Origin of the sequence: Mucilaginibacter mallensis (genome assembly GCF_900105165.1) — a bacterium.
Classification (GTDB): Bacteria; Bacteroidota; Bacteroidia; order Sphingobacteriales; family Sphingobacteriaceae; genus Mucilaginibacter; species Mucilaginibacter mallensis.
Genome location: NZ_LT629740.1, coordinates 3,888,288 through 3,910,928 on the forward strand (window position 1 = coordinate 3,888,288; position 22,641 = coordinate 3,910,928).

14 protein-coding genes are annotated in these 22,641 nt (G+C 41.2%); 1 reads left to right on the forward strand and 13 read right to left on the reverse strand.

The window, feature by feature from the left end:
- Positions 1-4: 4 nt before the first annotated feature.
- The gene (locus BLU33_RS15635; RefSeq protein ID WP_091374909.1) at positions 5-1,606 is read left to right on the forward strand and encodes a SusD/RagB family nutrient-binding outer membrane lipoprotein; all 1,602 of its coding nucleotides are present in this window, start codon (positions 5-7) and stop codon (positions 1,604-1,606) included.
- A gap of 389 nt (positions 1,607-1,995) precedes the next feature.
- On the opposite strand, the gene BLU33_RS25165 is transcribed toward BLU33_RS15635, so the two are convergent.
- The 13 genes from BLU33_RS25165 to BLU33_RS15695 all read right to left on the reverse strand — a co-directional run bounded on the left by BLU33_RS25165 (position 1,996) and on the right by BLU33_RS15695 (position 22,342).
- Entirely contained in the window at positions 1,996-2,139 is a 144-nt protein-coding gene (locus BLU33_RS25165; RefSeq protein ID WP_157682172.1) for a hypothetical protein, read from the reverse strand.
- Positions 2,140-2,142: 3 nt separating this feature from the next.
- Complete coding sequence (locus BLU33_RS15640) at positions 2,143-4,980, reverse strand: M16 family metallopeptidase (RefSeq protein ID WP_091374912.1); 2,838 nt, start codon at positions 4,978-4,980, stop codon at positions 2,143-2,145.
- A gap of 51 nt (positions 4,981-5,031) precedes the next feature.
- A complete protein-coding gene (locus BLU33_RS15645) occupies positions 5,032-6,360 on the reverse strand; it encodes a MutS-related protein (protein WP_091374915.1) in 1,329 nt (442 codons plus the stop codon).
- Complete coding sequence (locus BLU33_RS15650) at positions 6,357-7,706, reverse strand: MutS-related protein (RefSeq protein ID WP_091374918.1); 1,350 nt, start codon at positions 7,704-7,706, stop codon at positions 6,357-6,359. Before BLU33_RS15650 ends, BLU33_RS15645 begins: the two co-directional genes overlap by 4 nt.
- Positions 7,707-7,708: 2 nt before the next feature.
- Positions 7,709-10,150, reverse strand: a complete 2,442-nt coding sequence (locus tag BLU33_RS15655; protein ID WP_091374922.1) for a Gldg family protein — start codon at positions 10,148-10,150, stop codon at positions 7,709-7,711.
- Positions 10,151-10,162: 12 nt separating this feature from the next.
- Entirely contained in the window at positions 10,163-11,098 is a 936-nt protein-coding gene (locus BLU33_RS15660) for an ABC transporter ATP-binding protein (protein WP_394331781.1), read from the reverse strand.
- Between the two features lie 86 nt (positions 11,099-11,184).
- The gene (locus tag BLU33_RS15665) at positions 11,185-12,579 is read right to left on the reverse strand and encodes a RagB/SusD family nutrient uptake outer membrane protein (RefSeq protein WP_091380652.1); all 1,395 of its coding nucleotides are present in this window, start codon (positions 12,577-12,579) and stop codon (positions 11,185-11,187) included.
- 12 nt (positions 12,580-12,591) lie between these two features.
- Positions 12,592-16,002 (reverse strand): SusC/RagA family TonB-linked outer membrane protein, encoded by a 3,411-nt coding sequence (locus BLU33_RS15670; RefSeq protein WP_232009308.1) that lies wholly within the window; start codon positions 16,000-16,002, stop codon positions 12,592-12,594.
- Between the two features lie 233 nt (positions 16,003-16,235).
- Complete coding sequence (locus BLU33_RS15675; protein ID WP_091374930.1) at positions 16,236-17,345, reverse strand: FecR family protein; 1,110 nt, start codon at positions 17,343-17,345, stop codon at positions 16,236-16,238.
- A gap of 36 nt (positions 17,346-17,381) precedes the next feature.
- Positions 17,382-18,041, reverse strand: a complete 660-nt coding sequence (locus BLU33_RS15680) for an RNA polymerase sigma factor (RefSeq protein ID WP_091374933.1) — start codon at positions 18,039-18,041, stop codon at positions 17,382-17,384.
- A 571-nt stretch (positions 18,042-18,612) separates the two neighbouring features.
- The gene (locus BLU33_RS15685; protein WP_091374938.1) at positions 18,613-18,960 is read right to left on the reverse strand and encodes a hypothetical protein; all 348 of its coding nucleotides are present in this window, start codon (positions 18,958-18,960) and stop codon (positions 18,613-18,615) included.
- Between the two features lie 18 nt (positions 18,961-18,978).
- On the reverse strand, positions 18,979-19,938 hold the full coding sequence (locus tag BLU33_RS15690; protein WP_091374940.1) for a PorP/SprF family type IX secretion system membrane protein: 960 nt from the start codon (positions 19,936-19,938) through the stop codon (positions 18,979-18,981).
- 196 nt (positions 19,939-20,134) lie between these two features.
- Positions 20,135-22,342: an RICIN domain-containing protein gene (locus BLU33_RS15695; RefSeq protein ID WP_091374943.1), complete on the reverse strand. Its 2,208-nt coding sequence runs from the start codon at positions 22,340-22,342 to the stop codon at positions 20,135-20,137.
- Positions 22,343-22,641: the final 299 nt, after the last annotated feature.

A 22,641-nucleotide genomic window follows, 5' to 3' on the forward strand; every position in this document is an offset into this window, starting at 1 on the left:
AAACATGAAAAAGATATTTATATATACATCTGTTTTGCTTACGCTGGCTGTATCGTTTAGCGCATGCAAAAAAACGATTGATCAGGATTATCTTAATCCCGAGCTATCAACAAAACCTATTATCAGCGGGTTCTTTACTGAAATGTTAAACAGCGACCGTGTTAGGCCCGCCTATTGGAACCTGCGTACCTATTTCTTCCCCCAGCTTTCGGTTTACGCGCAAACCACAACATTTGATAATGGCCCGGGCTTGTATCAGCAAAGTGATTCATATGTTGGCAATTATTGGTCTGATTATTACTATCCGGCCGGTAACGGTAGCGGCCCTATGGCAGTATATCGATCAATGCAAGTGGCCTACGCGGGCCTTTCAACAGCAAACCAGGCAGATCAGGAAGTATATTTAGAAGCTGCAAAAATAGTTCTGGATGACAGAACCGCTAAAATGATTGATGCTTTTGGCGATATTCCTTTTTCGCAGGCGGGTAACCTGGAAACCGCAAGTACTATAAAGAATCCGGTATTTGACGACCAGAAAGCCCTTTACTTATCATTGATTAGCGATCTGAATGATGATGCCACCTACTTTGGATCTGTAAAATTAGATGGCAACGTACAATCGGCTTTTAGCAAAGCTGATATATTAAACCAGGGCAGCGTACTTAAATGGCAGGAATATGCAAATTCTGTACGCTTACGGCTGTTAATGCGCATATCCTATTATGATGAATCAACAGCAAAGGCGGCAGTAACAACCATGCTAAGCAGCCCGGCCTCCTACCCATTGATTGATGGTGCAGGTGTGGCAGATTATAGCCCTGCAACTACGGATATACTTTTACAGCCTTTAACAACTACAACCAGTAGTACATTATATTCAGCATTAACAGAAATTGATAGCTACTGGGCACCGGATTATAAGTTAAATACTGTAATGTTACCTGCAAACGATCCACGCATACCGGTTATGTTTGACAAATACGGTTCAACCGTTAATGGCGTATTTGTTCCAAACACTAGCTACAGGGCAATGCCTGTAACTTATGGAACAGGACAGCAGGATACCGCTTATTCGCATTATTCAATTGTTGATTCTGCTACATTTTTAAATAACATTAAAATGCCAGGTATAGTTATAACAGCATCTGAAGTTAACTTCCTTAAAGCAGAAGCTTATGAGCGCTGGGGTTTGGGGGTTGCAGCAAATGCCTATAACCTGGCCTTAAACCAGTCGGTTTACTTTTATCAGTATCTGAATAGTATAGGAGGCGGCACAGTAGCAACACCAACTGATGCTGCCATAGCCACCTGGGAAGCGAGCCCTACTGTAAGTTATACTACAGCAACTGATCAAACTCATAAGCTTGCTTTAATATGGATCCAAAAATGGGTGCATTTTGGTTTTCTACAGTCAGACGAGGCATGGGCGGAATTCCGTAGGACTAAGTACCCGGTTTTAACTTTTCCCGTATCCAGTCCATCGGATTATGCGAATGCCCCAACAAGGCTATTATATCCAACGGTTGAAACTACTTATAATACGAATTATAACAGCATAAAAGCTAAAGATACCAGAACAACCAAAATATTTTGGGATGTTAAATAGTATGATAATAGTTGTTGTTAATATAAATTGGTTAGCGTGATACACATACGGTTGGGTGCCGATGCATGCGTCACTCAATTGAAGTGATGAAACCGGTCAGTGCAAAACACTGACAATTATAATTGTTTAGTTAGTTTAGTGTTTACATAACCGGAGCCTGCTCCGGTTATGTTTTTTTACACTTTGGGCATGAATACCCGAAACATCTAATATAGCCTCAATACTGTTCAAAGATGAGAATATGTCAATTAAATATAAATCAATCATTTAAGACATTAAAAGCGATCCTTGCTCAAGGGACTACTTTTATTTAATTAACTAACAGACAGTAACTAACTACTTTACTGATCTTATAAAGAACGGAGCATCAAAGACAATTTTATCAATCACTAAAATCCTTGTCTTTTGATATTTTTAACCAAGCGTTTGTAAGGTGCCCGTGGAACAACTTTAGCTATTCGCCATAAATCAATCTTTTGTTGAAACACTTCGGATATTCCTGCATCATGATAAGTGGCATTTCTTACATTCATCGGTTATTGTTTATTTGCTATACTGGTTTCAGGCAACAGTACCAGTCTGATATAATTATCACCATTTAAGTATTTTTTGGCCATTTCTTTCAGCCCTTCCGGATTAACCCGGTCGACAAGGGCATTGTAACCGCTAATCTGTTCAATAGGTTGACTGTTCTGTAATTGCCCGTTGATATAGCCCAGCCAGAAGCTATTGGTTTTTAAGGCCGGTTCAAAACTGGTTCTATCTTCCGCACGCCATTTATCTACGTTTTCCTGCAGCGGTCCGTCTGTTTTAAGCTTACCGATCTCATCCAATGTGGAAGCAATAAGCTTTTCAACATTTTGCGGCGCGCATCCAAAGTGCACCAGAAAGCTGTAACGCTGTTGCGGTAATTTTGTAGTGCTTTCCTGCACTCCTGGGCTGTATACACCGCTTTCATCCTCACGTAATCGCTGCAACAGTCGTATCTCCAGGGTTTCCTTCATGGCGTCCATCTTTACGTCATTCTCCGGGCTATAATCATATTTACCAGAGAATACCAGATAAACAGTAGCCTTGGGCTCGCTGCCTTTATAAACTGTTCTTTCTATTTTTCCGGATGGCGCATGAATGTTTAGGTCCTTTGCCTGTTCATGCTGATTTGTTGCCGGTAATGAACCCAGGTATTTTTCTAACAATGGTTTAATGACATTTGTATCAATACTGCCCACAAAAGTGAAAGTAAAATTACCCGCGTCTGTAAAGCGTTCTTTATAGATCTTGTAAGCCCTGTCCAGGTTGATCTGTTCCAATTTCTCAAGTGAGGGTCCCGTCCTGCGGATATTATGGCTTCCCATAACAGCACTTACCGTATCACTGAATACACTGGCAGGGTCATTCGCCCTGTTGGTCAACCCTGCTTTTGAACGTGCTATAGCCCCTTCAAAAATTGCTGAATCCTTTCGGGGTTCGGTAAAATAGGCATAAATCAATTGCATCGCTGTTTCCAGGTCTTGAGGCGTAGCCCCGCCGCTAATACCCTGAAATCTTTCATTGATATAGGGTTTAACGCTGACTTGTTTGCCCTCCAGGTATTTGCTTAATTCGCCAGTGTTATAATTGCCCACTCCGCCTGCTGTAACAATACCTGCGGCATTTGCAGCTGATTGGTAATCAGCATCGCTGTATAACGAGGTACCTCCGGGTGCAAAAGAACTGAATATGATCTGGTCGTTTTTAAAATCGGTAGGCTTCAACAATACTTTTACCCCATTGCTTAGGGTGATGGTGGTGATATTCAGATCTTTGTTCTGTTCCTCACTTTTAATCTTGCCGGTTACCGGTACCGCGCTCAACAGTGGCATCTTGCTCACTTCATCTTTGTATGGCGTAAGGTCTTCCGTTTCTATAGCTTTTAACCAGCGGTTTACGGTTACTTCATCAGGAAGGCTGCTTTTATCCTTTTCCGGTGCTAAGATCAATATATCACGATTAGTAGCAGTGATGTAGGTTTTAGCAAGGCTGTTAACATCAGCTAACGTGATTTCCGGCAGGTCATTTTTGGTTAACTGATATTCTTTTTCGATTCCGGGTGCGGCTTCACCTCTCAGGAAATAAGCCTGGTATTCTTTTACATAACTGCCCGAATTGGTTTTGTCCTTTTCTTTAAGCTCGCTTTCTACTGCGTTCAGGTCTGCTGTTTTGGCCCGTTCCAGTTCAGTTGCCGTAAAGCCGAATCGTTTCAGTCTTTCTGTTTCCCGCCATACAGCTTTCAGTCCTTTTTCAAGCTCTCCGGGTTTTGTCTGTACACTTGCGTCATATAGATCCAATCCGCCCATAAATCCAGATATGCCTGCGCTACCTGCTATAAACGGTGGATCTGCCTGTCGTAGCAGTTCTGCGTATCGTTCGCTTAGCATCCGGTCAAAAAGGCCCTGCACCAATGCACTTCGGTAATCTTCCGCAGTTCTTTGCTCAGGCGCTTTATGTTTGATCAGTATTTCAGCTTCCGTGGTGGTCATTTCTTTATCCGTTACCGCCATAAACTGGTTTTTCCCGGTTAATGGCACGGTATATTTGGTGCGTACTCTTTCGTGTACCGGGTTTTTCAGACTTGCAAATTGTTGTTTAATACTTGCTTCGATCTGATCAACATTAATATCGCCCACAATAATTAATGCCTGCAGGTCCGGCCTGTACCAGTCATTATAAAAACGGGCGATCACTGGTCGTTTAAAATTGTCAAGTACCGTATCCAAACCAATCGGGACACGGACCGCGTAGCGTGAATCATTCAGAATTACAGGCCAGTATTTACGCTGCATCCGCTCGCCCGCACCTTTGCCCAAACGTTTTTCTTCCAATACCACGCCGCGTTCCTTATCAATTTCTTCCGGGTCGAGTAGTGCCTCATGCGCCCAGTCACGCATGATCTCCAGACCGCCTTGTAGCAGCTCAGGCTTATCTGACGGGATCGGCAGCTCGTATACCGTTTCGTCAAAGCTGGTATAGGCGTTGATATCCGCACCGAAACGTACCCCTGCCTTCTGTAGGTAATCCACCAACTCGTTATGCGGAAAATGTTTAGTTCCGTTAAAGCTCATGTGTTCCATAAAATGCGCCAGCCCTCGCTGGTCTTCATCTTCCAATACTGAACCTACCTTGTTCACCAGGTACATCATTACCCGGTTCTTCGGCTCTTCATTGTGACGGATGTAATACATGAAGCCATTTGGTAGTTTTCCCGTACGAACCATAGGATCCAAGGGTAGTACTGAAGATTCTTTTTTAACCTGCTGGCAATCTCCATTTATGGAAAATAAGAAAATCAACGCCAGTAAAATTATATGGCGTACATAATAAAAGTTTTTTTTCATTTTGATTATTTTTTGTGGATCGCCGGCATTTGCGGCTTGCTTATTTAAAAATTACTTAAGTAGTTCCAGTATACCTTCATTTTCAATGATCATCATTCCATGCCTGTCACTAGAAATACCCGGCTGCAGCTGGTAGGTATAAGCAGGTATAGTACCATTCATGATGGTGGGCAGATATAGGAGTTGAATGTTATCTTGCTCTTTCTGCAACACTTCTCCTGCTTCTATAATATGCGTTGAAATTATGAACAGGCAATTCCGGTACTCACTAAAGGCAGCTGTTACTGCAAGTGTCGCATCATATGCGTCTTTTACATTGGTGCCCTTAAACAGCTCATCAAATATGATTACCAGGCTTTTTTCTTTGCTTACTGCTTCAGCTACCTTTTTTACCCTTAATACTTCCGCATAAAAATGACTGTAGCCCATATCCAGGTTGTCCGGTACATTAATGGAACTGTAGAGGCCTTCTCTCACTGAAAACTTCATTTCTTTGGCTGCTACAGGGAAGCCCATGTGTGCCAGGTAAACATTTATGCCAAAGGCTTTCATAAACGTAGACTTGCCGGCCATGTTCGCCCCTGTCAAAAAGATCATGTTGCTTTCCTGATTAAAGTCTACCGGGTTGGCTACCGCTTTTTCAATACAAGGATGGCTTAATTCAACGGCCATGAAGAGGTTGCTTCCAGCAGGCAGGGCATGGGCATGGCTGAATCCCTTTTCCTGTGCCAGACCAGCTACAGCTATATACACATCCAGCTGGTGAAATATGTTCATTACTATTGTTAACGGTGCCCGCATCGTGTGCCTTAACAGGTGGTCGTACTTAGCTGTTTTTTGTAAGGATGTTTGGCGGGTGCTTTGCCATGTTGCCAGCCATTGCAGTTTTGGATTGTTCAGTATATTTTTTACTGTTAGCAATTCATCGTAGAATGGGGGATATTGCTGTTCTCTTGTTTCTTCGAGTTGGCTGATGAATATTTTGCAACTGTTTAATATGGCTATGGTTTGCTGCAAGCCGGTTTTAATATGTTGGTATTCTTCATCCCGTATTACAGCGCCTAACAATTTCTTTTGGGCCAGTGTAAGTAATGTTGACAGGTAATTGTTTGCGCTGCTACTGCCCAGGTAGTTCTCCAACCGGCTGAACTGTTCATTGCTGAATGGGAAAGTGATTTGTTTGCTTTGAAAGTATTGAAAAATGGCGCTGCGCCGGTTGATTGCTTCATGATTAAGGAGCGGACTTTGAAACATCTCGCTAAGCAGTTTTTCCCCTCCTACCGTTTTAACTTTGTTGAACAGGTTGAAAACAGAATGTTGTTTATACTTACCCAAAATGTTCAGGTCTTCCAGCGTTTGTTTATCGGCTATAAAGCTCATATTGCGGTTACCCCCTTATTTTTCTTTAGCAGTTCCAGGATACCTTCATTGTTAATAATGATCATCCCGTGCCGGTCGTCGGTAATGCCGCTTTCCAGTATATAGGTGTATTCAGGGTTTGTTCCGTTCATACGGGTAGGCAGGTATTTAAAACTGATATTGGCGCAACGTTCCTTCAATATTGCTCCCGCTTCTACAATGTGCGTGGAGATCACAAATACACTGTTGCGCTTTTTAGCAAAGGCTGCTGTTACAGCAATAGTGGCTTCATAAGCGTCCTTTACATTGGTGCCCCTGAACATCTCATCAAATATTACAAAGATGGTTTTGTCTGTACTCAGCTCTTTGGCTATCTTTTTGATCCGTAATACTTCTGCATAAAAGTGGCTGGCCCCTATCCCCAGGTTATCCGGTAAATTGATCGTGGTATAAATACCGTCAAGTACCGAAAACTCCATTTCTTTTGCTGCTACCGGAAAGCCCATATGCGCAAGGTACATGGCTATAGCTAACGATTTCATGAACGTAGATTTGCCTGCCATATTCGCCCCGGTTAAAAAAACAACGTTACTGTTTGGTGTAATCGTTAGATTATTGCCTACCGCGTTCTTTAGCTGAGGGTGGTAAAAGCCTGCTATTTTGATAACATGTTCTTCTTTAGGCAGGGCTTTGGGGAAGATATAGTTGCGTTCGGTGGCTGTCCTGGCTACCGTTATATATACATCCAATTGGTAGATGTATTGTAATATTTGGTTAACCGCTTCCCTATAGCGAAACCTAAGCATAGTATCGTAACCTGCCAGTTTTTCATAGGGCAGTTTGGCCTTCGGATTTTCCTGTAAAAGAAAACGAAACGGCTCTGTGGTCAATAATGTTTGGATATGTTGTGTTTCCGGGTCATTCTTCAGAGGACTATCTGTTGATAGCAGGGTGCCTTTTAACAGGGTCTGCAGTTGCTGTACAATCTCCGTGAGTCCGCTTATTCCGTTAGTGATCTGCTTATAGTCCGCATCCACCGCTACCAGGTTACTTAGCTTTTTTTCCAGCGTGGGTTTTTCCGCCGATAGCTTCGTCCTTTCGTCCGTAACAGCCAAATACTGCTCTGCTTGATCGAACCCTTCGGAGCTAAATGGGAACACCGCCAGGGTGGTTTTCAGGTAGCTGATCTTTTCACTTCGCATATTGATCTTCTCTGCATCCGAGAGCGGATAGCGGAACATTTCTTCAAGCAACTTTGCCCCGTTAAGCGTAGCCGTCCTGTTAAACAGGGAAAGGATCGAATCCGTTCCCTGCTTGCCATAAATATTCAAGTCTTCCTGCGTTTGCTTATCTGTCGTAAATAACATAACTATTTTCGTTTACGGCGAATTAAAAAGATGGCAGCAATGATTAATATCAAACCAGGTAATAGCCATACATACAGAAACTTTAAAAACGCTACACGATCTGTACTTACTGTTACCCTGTTGTCTTTGCCATCCGGACGCAAGGTATTTATAGGAAATTGACCATAATCCAACCAATTGAATAAAGCAGTACTAAAATAAAAGTTCGCCGTTTTAGGCTCGTATCTTAGTAATTCTGCATTGCCCATAAAATCAGCATCGCCGCTTATAATGATGCGTTGTTGTTTACCATTTATTTGTCGCGTTAAGGCTAATGCCGTAGTATAGGTCTCCTTTGAATTATTTTTGTTTGCAGGCATTGAAGCATATCTTTTTACAACTCTTTTAGCACCAAAATTCTGTGTATTTCCATCACCCATCCTTACGACATGAAAACCTGAAGAAATAATTGGATGCCCTCCTGTTGATTCCATATCAGCCCCCCCTTTGGTATTAACCATATCCAAATCAGGGTTACGTGCCATAGTATTTTGGGCAGCCCCGGCTTTGGTTACCAGCAATGGCTGTATATTAAATCCACTGGTGTCGTGATAAGATAATGCCGACACTCCATTCATAGAAACAGGCAAGGTGTCTATAGATGGCTTACCTAATATTGGGGATAAGCGTATAGCAGTTTTTGTTAAATTAGGCGGTACCAATGTGGGTGCATGATCTTCACTTTCCTGTTCCAACATACCATTCATCAGCTGCACGCCTAATGTTTTCAGTAAAGGATTAAGTAGCTGCTGCCTGCCTGGCTCACCGGCTATTAACAAATTGCCTCCTTTATTAATGTAGGCTTTAATTTTTTGGATAGCTACTGCACTCAAATCGTTTTGCGGATCTGCAAGTACTAACGTGGTAATATTATCCGGAATATCCCGAGTACCTAATGAAAGCGTATCTACATCGAAACCCTGGTTAATGAGCGCGTAGCGGAATGTTTTTTCAGCTGTTAATGTCTTATATTCCCTGTCGCCTTTTTTACCGGTTCTGCGTTCCCCGTCACCGGTTACAAAAGCAATTTCAGGCATTTTGGCTTGTAACAGCCTTTTAAAAGCAGCCGAAACTTCAGACTCGCCCGGCCATACAGCCTGGTCATTGAAAACGCGCAGGAAGGTAGATTTTCCCTTGTAAGTTAGCTTCATGACAAACCTGTTCAACTCGGGTTTAAGATCAATGTCTTTTTGTATTTGTTCCGGCGTTTCAAACGCAGACAAATTCAAATCAGATGCTTTAGCCCTTTGCTCTGCTATCTGTTTCATTGTTTTGCCTTTGTAAGAACTAAACAGGTCGTAACTTAAGGCGAAAGGCGTATCGTAATAACTCACAAAATGAAATTCGATATCCGGTTTAAACCGTAAATAGGGTTCCCACCTGGCTAAATAATCGTTACGTTGTTCCGGTAATCCAAAAAAATAATAACTATCTAAAAAATTGCTGTAGGCGGTAATCTCTAACTTACCATCGCCCAGTTGCTTAATAATTTGCTGCGCATTAGGGGTAAGTGTATTGTCTTGATTAGCGGTAGTATCCAGGTAACCGATAAGGGTTGGACGAGAACTTATATAACCGATAAAAAGCGCTGAAAAAACAATGGCCAGATGGCGGCTTCCGGTTACGTACCATGCTTTTGTTTCGCGTCCCGATTGCAGTTTGTAAATGGTTAAGCCCAGAAAGATATATACAATGACAATAAAATAGATCACATCGTTTGTAGATATCAGCCCTATAAGCATATGATGGGTACGGCCCGTAAGCGATAGAAAATAGGTTAGGTCACGCACAAAAGCCACACTTTGCCATAAGGTGCCTATATAAGTCAATATCCCTATCATTACAAAGGTGCTTACTGCCGCAACTATCTGGTAACTGGTAAGGCTTGACATAAAAAGACCTATAGCTGAATAAGCACATAACAGCAGATAAAAGCCAAGAGCGGCCGACAAAAGTATCCCATAGTCTGCCGCCTTGATATCAAAAACACCTGCTACCATAAAAATGCCTATCACCAATAACAGAATTAAGCTATAGGCCATCATAGCAAGGTATTTACCGAAAACAATTTCTTTTATTTTTACCGGAGATGAATACAGCAGGCTGATGGTGCCCCCATTAATTTCCCGGCTGATGAGGCCCATGGTTAATAAGGGAATATACAAATACAGGTTCTGCATGATACCAACGAATAATCCAAATGGGCTTGAAAAAGTCTTATATGTTATTTGAGACATGTAGGTTAGTCCTACACCACCTGTTTCCTGTGTAATTGCATAGTTGTTTAATAAACCTGTATAGGTAAGCGCACATTCTACCATAAAAGCGACGGTTAAAAACCAGGCTATAGGCGAATAGAACAGATTGCGAAGTTCTGCCCTCGCTATTTTTAAAATTAATTTCATTATAGGGAATAATTAGGATTGCATGGTTTTAGTAGACAATTGTTTGAAGATCTCATCGAGGGCCGTTTTATCAAGGCTGATCTCGCTTAAGCGCCAGCCGTTATGCACGCTCGCTGCTATAAGCCGTTCGGTAATTTCCCGGTCACCGGTAAAATAAACGCGGGCTTGCCGTTCTGTTACGAAGTCCACTTTATCCACACCGGCTATCTTTAATAGCTCCGCTGTTACCGGCGGGTTTTCCATTTGCATCAATACACTATGCGGTTCAACGTAATTATTAAAGGCATCCATCGTATCGGAAAAAACAATGCGTCCGTCAGCAATCATTTTGATCTCTTTGCATAACATTTGTACTTCTGATAAAACATGGGAAGAGAAAATAACCGCGTGTTCTACAGCTATTTCTTTGATCAGTGTGCGCACCTCTGTAATCTGGTTTGGATCTAAACCATTGGTTGGCTCATCCATTACAACCAGCTTAGGTTTATGGATAATAGCCTGCGCGATCCCTACCCGCTGGCGGTAACCGCCCGACAGATTTTTGATCAGCCGATTGCTAAAGTGGGCTATTCCGCAGCGTTCTTTAGCTTCTTCCAATGCGGGTTTAATCTGCCTATATTCCATCTTCCGTAGTTCCGCGGTATAAATAAGATATTCATCTACCGTCAGGTCCAGATATAAAGGTGGATTTTGAGGGAGGAAACCTATTTGCCTTTTTGCCAGCTCTGGCTGCTCGCGGATATCTATTCCATTGATCAGTACACTGCCTTCTGTCTGGTTTAAAACACCGCACATGATATTCATGGTGGTTGATTTACCTGCCCCGTTGGAACCAAGCAAACCTAAAATCCCGGTTCGGTTTATTTCCAGATCAATGTCACGTATAGCCCAACTACTACTGTATCGGTGTGATAAATTTTTTATACTTAATATCGGATGTTCAATCATTGTTTTTTGAAATAAAAATCACTATCCGGGATATAATTATATCCCGGAAGTAATTACGTTGTATTGCTATCAGAATATATTAATTATTAATAACCTGGATTTTGGATCAGCAAATTGTCTAACTGAATTTGCGTCTGTGGTAAGGGATATAGCGCGGCATTAGTACTGTAACCTGTCTTTTCCGAGCCAAGCACCGCTGCTGCTGTCCCTGTCCTTTTCAAATCAAACCAACGGTTGCCCCATTCACAAAAAAGCTCTGTTTGCCTTTCGTGCATAACGGCGTTAAGTACGGCAGTTGGCGATGTTACATCAGCGGTAGTGTTCGGTAACCCGGCCCGGGTACGTATAGTATTTATATCTGCTATAGCCTGGGGTAAATTATTAATATGCGCGGCAGCTTCGGCGCGGATCAGGTACACTTCGGCTAACCTCAATATCATTTGATCTTCGGTTGTTACGGTTGCATCTAAATTTTTATATTTATTCGAATAAGAAAACGTTTGGTTACCTACAGATGTTGAGCCTATCCAATTTTGCAGGCGTTGGTCTCCGGCCTCAAATGCATTTAACAAAAACGGTGTTACCGGGTAATTAGGGGTTGCTCCGGAATATAGAGGTAGAAAATGCGCTGCATCACTATTTACTCCAAATAGACCATTTGCCGGCAATTGCCATATAGCTTCATTACTGCCATTAAGAAATACACCATTTAAAGGAACATTGGCCACATTATATAAACCGGAATTGATAACCGAATTGGCTTCAGTATAAGCACTTTGCCAATTACCCAGGTATAAATCAACTTTTGCAAGCAGCGCCATTGCTGTGTACAGATTGGGCCGGAACCGCCCTGGTGATGGATAGGTTGCTGTCAATTTTTTTTCGGCATCGGTAAGGTCGGCCTTTATCTGGGCATATATTGCAGTAGTAGTAGCCCTCGGCAGATGGGCAGTCGCAGCATAATTTGTTGTGGTTACCAGCGGTACACCACCAAATATATTCACCAGGTTGAAATAATACAGGGCACGTACAACCTCCATTTCTCCCGTGATCTGCTTTTGGAATGCAGCAGACAAAGCACTGTTATTGGCAACACCACTCAATACCGAATTTACCTGGAACATGCTTTGGTAAGGATATGACCACAAGTTGCCAGTAATATAACTATTTAACGAGGTTAAGGTATAGGTATAAAATTGCTGCGCGTCGCTTGAGATGCTGGTTGTCACTTCGTCAGCAGAAAGTGCGCTGCAAACAGTCATATCTCCATCACTATAGCCAAAACCGTTCCCTCCATTATAAACATAAACGCCGGCAACAGCGGACATAGTTGATGCACTATCAGCAAATTCTTCCTGCTGGGTAACCTGTGAAGTTGGATTTGCAGGTATCTCGATGAGTTTTTTGCAGGATGCAAATAACCCGGCAACCAACAAAAGGCCGATTATTATTTTATTTGTATTAAAAAAAATCTTTTTCATAACCATTTTTACTTAAAATTTGAGATTTAAACCAAATGCCAGAATACGCTGTATAGGAAAAGAGGTATATGTACCGGGTAGTTCCGGATCCCCCACTTTATAGTCGGTGAACGTCAGCAAATTTTGGCCATTCATAAACACGCTTCCCCCTTTTACATGTATCTTTTTAAGAAAGGCATCAGGTAGTTGGTAAGCCAATGAAACAGTTTTTACACGCAGATATGTATCATCGGTGTAAACTCCGCTTGACTGGTCAAATTTCAGCCCAGTTAAAAAAGCGGAGGAGCTGTAACCGTTTGCTAATTTCTGCAACTGGGCAACATCGCCGGGTGCTTTCCAATAATTATTTAGCACTGCCGTAGGTTGATTAAATTCAAATCCATTTGGATAATTGGAATATAATTGTGATAAGTAACTCGGCGCGTTCTGGCTGGAAAATTGACAAAAAATATAAAGACTAAACTGTTTATAGCTAAAATTATTTCCGAAGCCCCCCATGTATTTTACCTCCTGGTTGGCAATAGGAACCTGGTCACCACCAACTGAGGCCACGCCAGCAGTAGGATTAGAGGTAACCGTTTTCCCGTCAGCCTTGTAAAACTCAAACAATCCGGTAGTAGGATTTACATCCTTGTATTTATAACCGTAGATGATAGAGGTTGGCTGCCCTATAACGTACTGCTCGCTATAAGAAGAATTTGCCAGGTTTGGAAACGAAATCAATTTATTCCGGTTAAAAGACAAATTAAAGTTGGTTTTCCAGGAAAAATCTTTGGTTTTAATGTTAGTTGAGATGATGGAAAATTCAAAGCCCTGGTTCTGAACCGTAGCATCTAAATTACCAAGTACCGATGAAAAGCCTGTTTGTATGGGTAAAGGATAATTTACTAACTGGTTACTTTCTCGGTCTCTGTAAAAAGTAGCATTCAATAAAAGGCGGTTATTAAAAAGGCCAAGGTCTAACGCTATGTTCAAAGATTTTTTTACACCCCAGCTATAATCAGGATTGTAGGCGTTATAAGGAGTAGTTGGTGTGCTACCCTGGAAACTAGGGACATATTGAATAGTTTGGTATAAAGTATTGTATTGGTATGCCTGGCCAGCGTTGCCCCCGGAAGTTCCATAGCTACCTGATAGTTTACCATAACTCAATATAGACGGAGCGTTTTTAAAAATTTTCTCCTCCGTAAATATCCAGCCGGCAGCACCAGAGCCAAAATTACCAAATTGTTTCCCGGGGCCAAAATAGCTGGAGCCGTCCCGCCTGCCTGTCAACTCAAAGATGAACTCACTGTTATAAATGTAATTTATACGGGCGAAACCTGCACTATATTTATAAATGCTGGATGCATCAAAAGCGGATATTGTTGTAGCACCGTCAATCGACCCGAGAAAGTTAATATTTGGATACCCGCTTCCCGTTAGCTGGGTTGAATAGCTTGGTTGCTTTTTATAGGTTGAACCTACCAACGCGCTGAAAACTCCTTTGCCAAAAGTTTTGTTGTATTTAATTTGTGGCTCTATGTTGATCGTTTCATTGATGGAGTTGGTGAAGGTTGCAGTAGCGATACTATTGCTCAATGCCGGATTTTGTGCCGAAAGCGGATTAATATTATGCTCGTTTGTACTATTACGGTTATAACCCAAATCAGCACCTATGCTTAACCCATCCCATATTTTATAGGAAATATGAAATGCGTAATTAAAATTATAATTCTGCAAAGTGGTAGGCTGCTGCAATCCACTATAAAATTGATCACTGGTTAGATCCACCCCCTTATAATTCCAAATTAAACCACCGGACGGACTTAACAAACTGGGTAAATTCGGCGGCAAAACTATATCCTTCCCGCCCCCAGAAGATGCGGAGTTATTTTGGTCATAACCAAAATCAGTGATCATATCTATAGCAAGGCGTTTATCTGTGGAGATATGGTGAAGGTTGCTGTGAAATGTAAATCGCTGGTCAGCAAAATTACCAGGATAATTATAGGTTGATTTGTTATAACCGGCTGACATCATAAAAGTATTATTAGCCGTGCCGCCAGACAGGCTACCATGCACATCGGTATTACTGGTGGTTTTGCCATAAATAACCTTTTCCCAGTTGGTGTATTTGCTCTGATCAAAAATGGTAAGGTCGGGAGCATAGGCTGAAAAATTATTCGGATTGTTGCTTGGTGTTACCCCATTTGCTGCAAAGGCATCGTTTCTAAATTGCAGGTATTGCTGTGTATTCATCATTTGAACAGCATCGGCAGCCGAATTGAAGCCTGTGTTTACATTCAAATCAAACGCCGTAGGGCCGGCTTTCCCTTTTTTAGTGGTAATAATGATAACACCATTAGACCCTTCACTACCGTAAATAGAAGTTGCGTCAGCATCTTTTAGTATGCTGATGCTTTCAATGTCAGCTGGGTTAATGTTGTTAAAAGGGCTGAAACCTCCCTGAGTTTGGTTACTACTCCCCCCTGTGAAATTACTTGTAGTCACCAGTGTGGATAATTGATTGATATTAACATTTTTTGTCGCGAACGGAACACCATCTATTATAAATAAGGGTTGATCGTAGGGTTTTAGATTGGTTGTATTAGTAAGCGAATTGCTCAGCAAAGTATTTTGGCCCCTGATCTGAACAGTTACCTGCGACCCGGGTATGCCGCCGGTGGAGGTGATAGCCAAGCCGGGAGCGTGGCCTTGCAATGCAAGTAAAGGGTTGGTTACCGGTTGCTTTTCGATATCTTCGGCAGTAACAGTGGATACAGATCCAACACTAAAACGCCTGGATTCGGTGCCATAAGCGATGACTTGGATTTGATCAAGTGCCGAAGTTGAATTACGCATTACTAAATTGAGCGTCAAATCCTTGCCATCCACTTTCACAATCTTTTCCAATTTGCTATAACCTATATAAGTCACGAGTAATGTGTAACGCCCTTGCGGCACCTTATTAAAATGAAAATCACCCTTATTATCAGTGGCTATACCATAAGACATTCCATTTATACTAAGGCTTACGTTTGCGCCTATCACAGGTTGCCCCAGGCTATCAACTACTCTTCCGTTTACATCTGCGGGAAGGGCAAGGAGTGTGGCTACTTTGTCTTTGACATTTGTTAGCAACGGAGGGTCTTTTTGCTTTACCAATATACTTTTATCAGCTACCTCATACGTTAATGGCTGATTTTGAAATATTTGTTTTAATACTTCTTGCAGCGGTATATTTTTAACATTTATTGTAACCGTATTTGCAGATCGCAAAACACCCATTGAAATCATAAAGTCATAGCCCGTCTGCGACTTGATATCATCAAACACAGTTATCAACGACGCATTTTTTTCTGACAAAGTAATTTTCTGCGCATAAGTTGCCGCGCTTACTTGTAAAATGGTAAGGGTTATTAGTAAGGTAGTTAATTTCATCACTAATAGTAATTTGGAAGCGCAACCAGGGGGTTGCACAAAAATTTTAGGGTAAAATTTGTACATTTGTTTGATTTGGTTTAGCGTCGCACCTTTTCATTGTCGAGATGGGGCAGGTAAAACGCGGGTTTAAATAGTTTTAATTAATTAGTTAAAATCCAGGTCATATAGCCATTCCGGTTACCGCCGGGGTGGCTTATCTTTGGGTTATCCAAAAAAAATAAGTAAGGGTTTTACTCCGTGACTATTATCCTCCTTCCTTCCATCTTAAAATGCACTTGGTTTGAATAGCTAAGCATGTGTAATGCCTGGCTTATATTTTTATACCTTGAAATGGTACCATAATAACCATCGGTAGAGATTTTGCCCTGGTAAATTACTTCGATATTATACCAACGCGCCAGTTCCCGCATGACTGAGGTGATCGGCGAACCAGTAAAACGGAAATAACCATCTTTCCAGGCCAGCTCAAACCCCACGTTCGCCTGGGCTATCTTGATCAGGCCATTCGTATTGATCGTCTGTTCACCCGGTTTGAGCAGGTGCCCATTGACCTTTACCGAACCCTCTGCTAAGGTAACCTTAGAAACAGGTTCATCGGCATAAGTCATGACGTTGAAATGCGTGCCGATATCTTCGGTAACTTGCCCCGCGCTTTCGACTTTAAACGACTGCTTATTATTATGCGCTACCTCAAAGTAAGCCTCGCCGGTGATTTTTACGATACGTTCCTTGCCCGGAAAGGCCGTTGGAAACGTAATACTGGAAGCCGCATTCAGCCATACCTTAGTACCGTCAGCTAAAATCAGTGGGTAAGGCGATTGCTCGCCCCGCGCCGTAACTAACGTATTATAGCTGATCGGTGTAGATTTTTTTTCGTCATTATAGCTGATATTATTTCCATTGGCTTGTATAACCGTCGCCCCCTGTGTGGCCAGTTGCCCTGTTAAACCTTTGGTCAATACGATTTTCCGTCCATTTGCCAAAGTCAATGTAGCCTGATTGTGGCCCGGTAGGATATCCTTAATTTGAGTTTGTGCAATTTGTACCGGTTGCTGTAGTTTGCGAAGCGCCAAATAACCACCAATTGATAAGATCAGCAAGATTGAAGCGGCCGCGGCTATACGGAGCCAAAGATTATAAATTTTCTCTGGTGACTTCTTATTGACCTGCAATCCCGCCCAAACGGCATCCAAGCGATTGGTCATATCGCTTTCATTCACCTCAGCCGTTTCAGTTTGGCTCAATTTTAAATACCAAGTATCAAGTATGGCCTTTTCCTCGTCAGTTAACTGACCGGATTGTTGCTTCTGTAAAAGGTCTTTAATTTTTTCTGTAGCCATAGTACATAAGAGAGATAAGATCCCCCCTTTATCACACTACGGTTGAACAGTGGGTTGGGTGTAGATGATTTTACAATTTATTTGCAAAAAATTTACATGGCTATTTTTTTGGCTAGTAATTCCATGTATCAGGAGCAGGATAACCAGGAAAGAACCGATCTTTAAACGTAATATATGGAGCGCATTATGAACTTGAGTTTTCACGGTTTTATCCGAGATGCTCAATTCTATTCCAATCTCTTTATGTGACAGGCCCGAAAAGCGGCTCAATTCAAAAACCTCACGCATTTTGGGGGGCAATAAATTCAGTCCTTCTTCAATCGCGGAGATTAGTTCTTTCTCCCTAATTTTTTCATCTGTAATCCATTCGCCTCGTTCTATGACCTCTCCAAATTTTTCGATATAACCGGATCGTATTTTCTGATGGGCGAAAATATCAAATATCCGGTTTTTTACACCTCGATAGAGATAGGCTCGTAAAGGAATATCCAGATTAAAATCGCTGGCTTTATTCCAAAGAGCCGTATACAATTCATGAATGACATCTTGTGCTTCATCTTCATTTTTCAATAATTTCAACGCATGGATGTATAATAGACCTTTATAACGATGGTAAATTTCTGTAAACGCCGCATGGTCGCCATCCTTTAATAAGGAGGCTAATTCGTAGTCCGAATGGGTGCTATAAACTGTCATGACGGGGAAATCATTCCCATAAAGTTACAGAAATAAAAACCCAATGTTAAACAAATAATTTTTTGAATTGATAATTTGCACTTCCCTAATCTAGTTTCAAGTGACAATAAACAAATCATGAAAAAGTTTCTTTTCATCACCATGGTGATGCTATTATACGCTATTTATGCCAATACGTTAAGAAAAACAGAATAGGACTTTTACTTTCTGAAGAAAATTAAAACAACTTGATTATCAATATTTTATATTGACTACTTACCGATACATAAAGTAACAAATATTTGACTATCAATTACTTACATAGCTTTAGTTACAAACGAGTAACAAATAAATAATATAATGAAAAATATTAATAACTAATCATATATCCTACAGTAATGGGTATTAACAACAAATATTACGATGGATATTTCTATTGAATAGTTATCCAATCATTAGCTTAATAATGTAAATAAGGCAATAATCAAATAACAATTATCAAAATAGTCTTTCAGTAAACCTTTCCAAATAAGATGCCAAAATTGGAGATGTTATTTTGCTAATACCCCGCACACATGCCTGCTAAATATTTTTAATTGACATTTATTTCTTCGTAATACTCAGGCATGATCGCGTTTGTTAGCAAAGCTTGTCTGTTATTGTCAAGCAAACGCTTCCACCAAAATTTATATATGCGCGGATAAATCACTTTTTCCATATTTTCTTCCCTCGTAAGCTTTTCAAGTGCAAGCAATTTGTACATTACTTTGCGTGAATGATCAACTATACAATGCGATCGTTTAGTGTATCCAAATTGTTTATTTAGTTCCCAGTTAGTTTTGCCTGAAACAAGTATCTGTTCAAATATCTCGATATGCAGTGTAGAGAATTGCTTGGTTTTTAAATTTGGGCGTGTACCTGTTTTCCTATTGCGTTCCATCACTTTTGCTTTTATTGTTTACAAAACTTTTGGAGTAGAACTTCCTTCGCCAAAACGATAACTGAGCATAATTTCATGTATGGCGCTGTTAAAGCCTCCCAGGTTTGAGCTGTTGGTACCAAACTGATAACTGTAGCCTAAACGTATTGTACCAATATTTACATCGAGCAGGAGTGCTGCCAGGCTGTTAGTGGAATAGCTGGCCCCAATACCTAATACATCTCTTATATAAAATATACCAGCAAAATTAGTTGTAACAGTTGAGCCACTTGCATAGGTTGCTAATGCTGAGGGCTTAAATTTAAAATCATCGTTCAGCTCAGCAAGGTAAGCCCCGGCCAAATAGTAGCGATTTTTGAAATAGTTATCACCCTGCTGTGAAGCTGTTCCAAGGCTACGTAAAGAAAGCTCGGGCATAGAAAAGCCGATATAATAAGTATCGCTGTATAGCAATACTCCAAAACCTAAGTTAGCTTTAGTTTCATTAATATTAGTTCCAAATAAAGGATCGTTATTCTCATCAATTGATAAATAATTGGCCTTGTATGAACTTATACCCGCATTCACAGAGACTGCCAAAAAATTCCGTTCATCCAATTGGATCGATTTTGCGAAAAAGAAGTTAGCCTCCATTTGTTTCTCAATGGCGATTTGATCATTTTGTACAATAAAACCGGCTGACGCCCCCATGTCCGGAAGCGGAATGTTTGCATTTACAAGATAGGTTGACGGCGCCCCGTCTATCCCGGTAAACTGTTTCCTTACTACTCCGGTTAATGAACCGCTCTGACCAATCATTGAATACGCCGGATTAACAGGCGTAAGATTATTCATATACTGTGAATAACTGAACGGTGTAGTGCTTTGGGCAGATAGGTTAAAGGTGTAAACCAGGAAAACAACTGTAAATGAGCATAACTTAAATGCCTTTTTTCGTAAAATTCCAATAATGTTAAAGTTATTTGTAATGAAATTCATTTTTTTCTTTTCGGTATGATGTTTGAATTCTGACAGTTTACATTTCAGATCTTTATTAATCCGTAACTGCGTTTTTTAGTTATTTAGACTGACAGCGGAATCCAGATTTAATAAAAAGAGCAGTCAGCGTTATCCAACTGCTCTTTTTATTTTCTTGTTTATTGTAAAAAGTACGTGTGCTGCCAGGGGTGGGTTATCAATATTTCAGCACTATAAATCCTGTTTTACTTTTTACTACCCCGTTATCGGTGTATTGCAGTTGATAATAATAGGTACCCTGGGGCTGTAACTGGCCTGTAATGTTTGAATGCCCGTTAAAAACCTGCGTTGCATTGTCGTAATGGCTGGCTTCAAAAACCTTGGTGCCGTTTACGTTCATCACCATTATTTTATTGTCGGGGTACTTTTCAATATTGGTTATCGTAAGCACATCATTCACCCCATCGCCATTGGGCGATAATGCAGAATTAACAGCAGGATCGCCTGCCGGTAAAGTGGGCTCAGGTATTTTTAAAGCCATGGCGATAATTCCAGTACTGGCATTTGTAAATAACCAACGTTGATTGTTATTTCCGGAATATGGCCATTGAATAATTGTTGCACCGTCACTGCTGGAATTCCCGTTAACATCGAGCACTTTACCACTGTGCCGGGCCATAATGGAGTAATACCCGCCGCCCTGGGGAAGGAGCAGGAACTGTTGGTTAAACCCTCCGTCCAACGGCCATTGAATATCGTTGGCCAAGTTGGCAGTCGAAGCCCCACTAATATCCATATAATCTCCACTATATACATTCCTAAATCTGTAAAAATTGTTTCCCGCGTCTTCAACTACCCATTGCTGGTAGGTGTTACTGGCATAGGTATTCTGCACAATGTTTGTTCCTGCAGACGATGAGCCTCCGCTGGGATTAGCACATTTACTACTATTTTCCGCAGTCATTATATAAGTTTGCCCGATGGTGACTGGTAAGGCTGAGAACGTAATATTACTGGCGTAACTGCCTCTGGTGAAATTAGCTGCAGTGGCGCTAGTAGCTATAGTGCCGTTAATTATCAGGTTATTAAAAAAAATATTTGTAGTCCGGCGTGTTGTATCGTAACCGCTGGCTGATGATGCGGGAGTACCAGTGCCGGTATAATTGATATTGGTAAAAAAAACACTATCAATAGCACGTCCCGGGTTATAATTATAGGTTGAATTATAAACTACCGCCATGCGTATCAGGGCACTGCCTATAAAATCCTTTACCCGGATATTGCTGAACTTAAGATTGGCCGCCCGCACCCTGTCGCCCACGCTAAAATAGAAACAGCCCTGGCCTGACGATCTGCTCCAGCTACAAATGTCGATATTCGCCACTACGATATCACGTATTTGTGTGTCGATATTCTGATCGCCATACACACCAATGGAAAACTCGTGTGCATTATCGGGCAAAAGTGTTGAGTTGGTAACAACTATATTATGACAATTTCCCGTGAAGCCATCCTTTCCTCCACCATAAAAAGCAATGGCATCATCATTTGTACGCAGGAAAACATCATTAACAGTAACACCGTTAGAGGAAAAAATATCATAACCATCGCCCCAGGGCTTAGAACTGAAGGATACCGCATTACTAATAGCAACATTGGTGCTTTGTCCGCAACGGATCCCGCAACCGCCATTTCCACCCCAGCCATGGTCAAAGTCGAGAATACCGTCAATAGTAACATTAGTGGCACGTATTATAGAAACGGCGTCAAACGTCGGGCGAAAAATAACCCCCCTTCCCAGCACCTGGGTATTTGTTGTGCTGTCAAGTTTTATACTGCGCACACCGGCTCCTCCTTGTATGTAAAGCGTTTTTCCACTGGGCACTTTTACAATACTGTCAACAAAAGTGCCGCTTGGGATAAATATCACATTTGCATCCCCCTGATGTGGCGGATTCACTTCTAGGGGATCAGCGATAATATGTATACAATCATTGTAATGATCCCCATTTATATCAACATAGAATTTTTGGGGTCCTGCAATGGTGAACATAATGGAATCACCAGCAAAGGTTGGTGTGATATTAAGTGGTGCAGGGTAAATCGCTGCACTGGTAACAGTAGTGGAAAAGATAATTTTATAATCTGTTGAACCGCTGCAGCTCAGATAACCACATGTAGTGTTAGTTTCAGCTCCGGTAGCAGTTGTAACAGGAGTGTTGTATAAGTACACCGTATTCCAGGTTGTTGTTCCATGATCTCTTGCCTTAAGAGTATATGAGAATTGGCATGCCTGCACAACAGGGACTTGAGGATAGGTAACCACTGTTGCATGGCTTGCAATCGAAAAGCACAGGCAAATAATAATAGCCAACGCCTTTACGCTCGTCGTTAAAGTCGTTTTAAAGTTTCTAATTGTTTTCATCGGGGTAATATTTTAATGTGATAGGTTTGTTTGTGATGGTTTATAATCGTGCAAGGTCTGCACTAAGAAAATCAAGAAGAGGTCGTACCGAAATACAGAAATCGTTCTTTTAATTTGTTTGTCATTAATGGGTTTTCGTCCATTAGCAAATAGTAAGGTTTTTCGCATAATTGATAATTGGTTAAGATTAATTGGTAGACTATTAGCAAATACGGGGCATGCTTCACCGCATTATTCTAATAATTGGTTGATACAAATTACTGTATAATCAAAAGTTATTAATGCGCTGTTATTGGTAT

Coding starts and splice junctions, on each gene's coding strand:
- BLU33_RS25165 (WP_157682172.1), bottom strand. CDS start 2,139: ATGAATGTAAGAAATGCCACTTATCATGATGCAGGAATATCCGAAGTG.
- BLU33_RS15685 (WP_091374938.1), bottom strand. CDS start 18,960: ATGGAACGCAATAGGAAAACAGGTACACGCCCAAATTTAAAAACCAAG.
- BLU33_RS15695 (WP_091374943.1), bottom strand. CDS start 22,342: ATGAAAACAATTAGAAACTTTAAAACGACTTTAACGACGAGCGTAAAG.
- BLU33_RS15650 (WP_091374918.1), bottom strand. CDS start 7,706: ATGTTATTTACGACAGATAAGCAAACGCAGGAAGACTTGAATATTTAT.
- BLU33_RS15645 (WP_091374915.1), bottom strand. CDS start 6,360: ATGAGCTTTATAGCCGATAAACAAACGCTGGAAGACCTGAACATTTTG.
- BLU33_RS15640 (WP_091374912.1), bottom strand. CDS start 4,980: ATGAAAAAAAACTTTTATTATGTACGCCATATAATTTTACTGGCGTTG.
- BLU33_RS15680 (WP_091374933.1), bottom strand. CDS start 18,041: ATGACAGTTTATAGCACCCATTCGGACTACGAATTAGCCTCCTTATTA.
- BLU33_RS15660 (WP_394331781.1), bottom strand. CDS start 11,098: ATGATTGAACATCCGATATTAAGTATAAAAAATTTATCACACCGATAC.
- BLU33_RS15665 (WP_091380652.1), bottom strand. CDS start 12,579: ATGAAAAAGATTTTTTTTAATACAAATAAAATAATAATCGGCCTTTTG.
- BLU33_RS15690 (WP_091374940.1), bottom strand. CDS start 19,938: ATGAATTTCATTACAAATAACTTTAACATTATTGGAATTTTACGAAAA.
- BLU33_RS15655 (WP_091374922.1), bottom strand. CDS start 10,150: ATGAAATTAATTTTAAAAATAGCGAGGGCAGAACTTCGCAATCTGTTC.
- BLU33_RS15635 (WP_091374909.1), top strand. CDS start 5: ATGAAAAAGATATTTATATATACATCTGTTTTGCTTACGCTGGCTGTA.
- BLU33_RS15675 (WP_091374930.1), bottom strand. CDS start 17,345: ATGGCTACAGAAAAAATTAAAGACCTTTTACAGAAGCAACAATCCGGT.
- BLU33_RS15670 (WP_232009308.1), bottom strand. CDS start 16,002: ATGAAATTAACTACCTTACTAATAACCCTTACCATTTTACAAGTAAGC.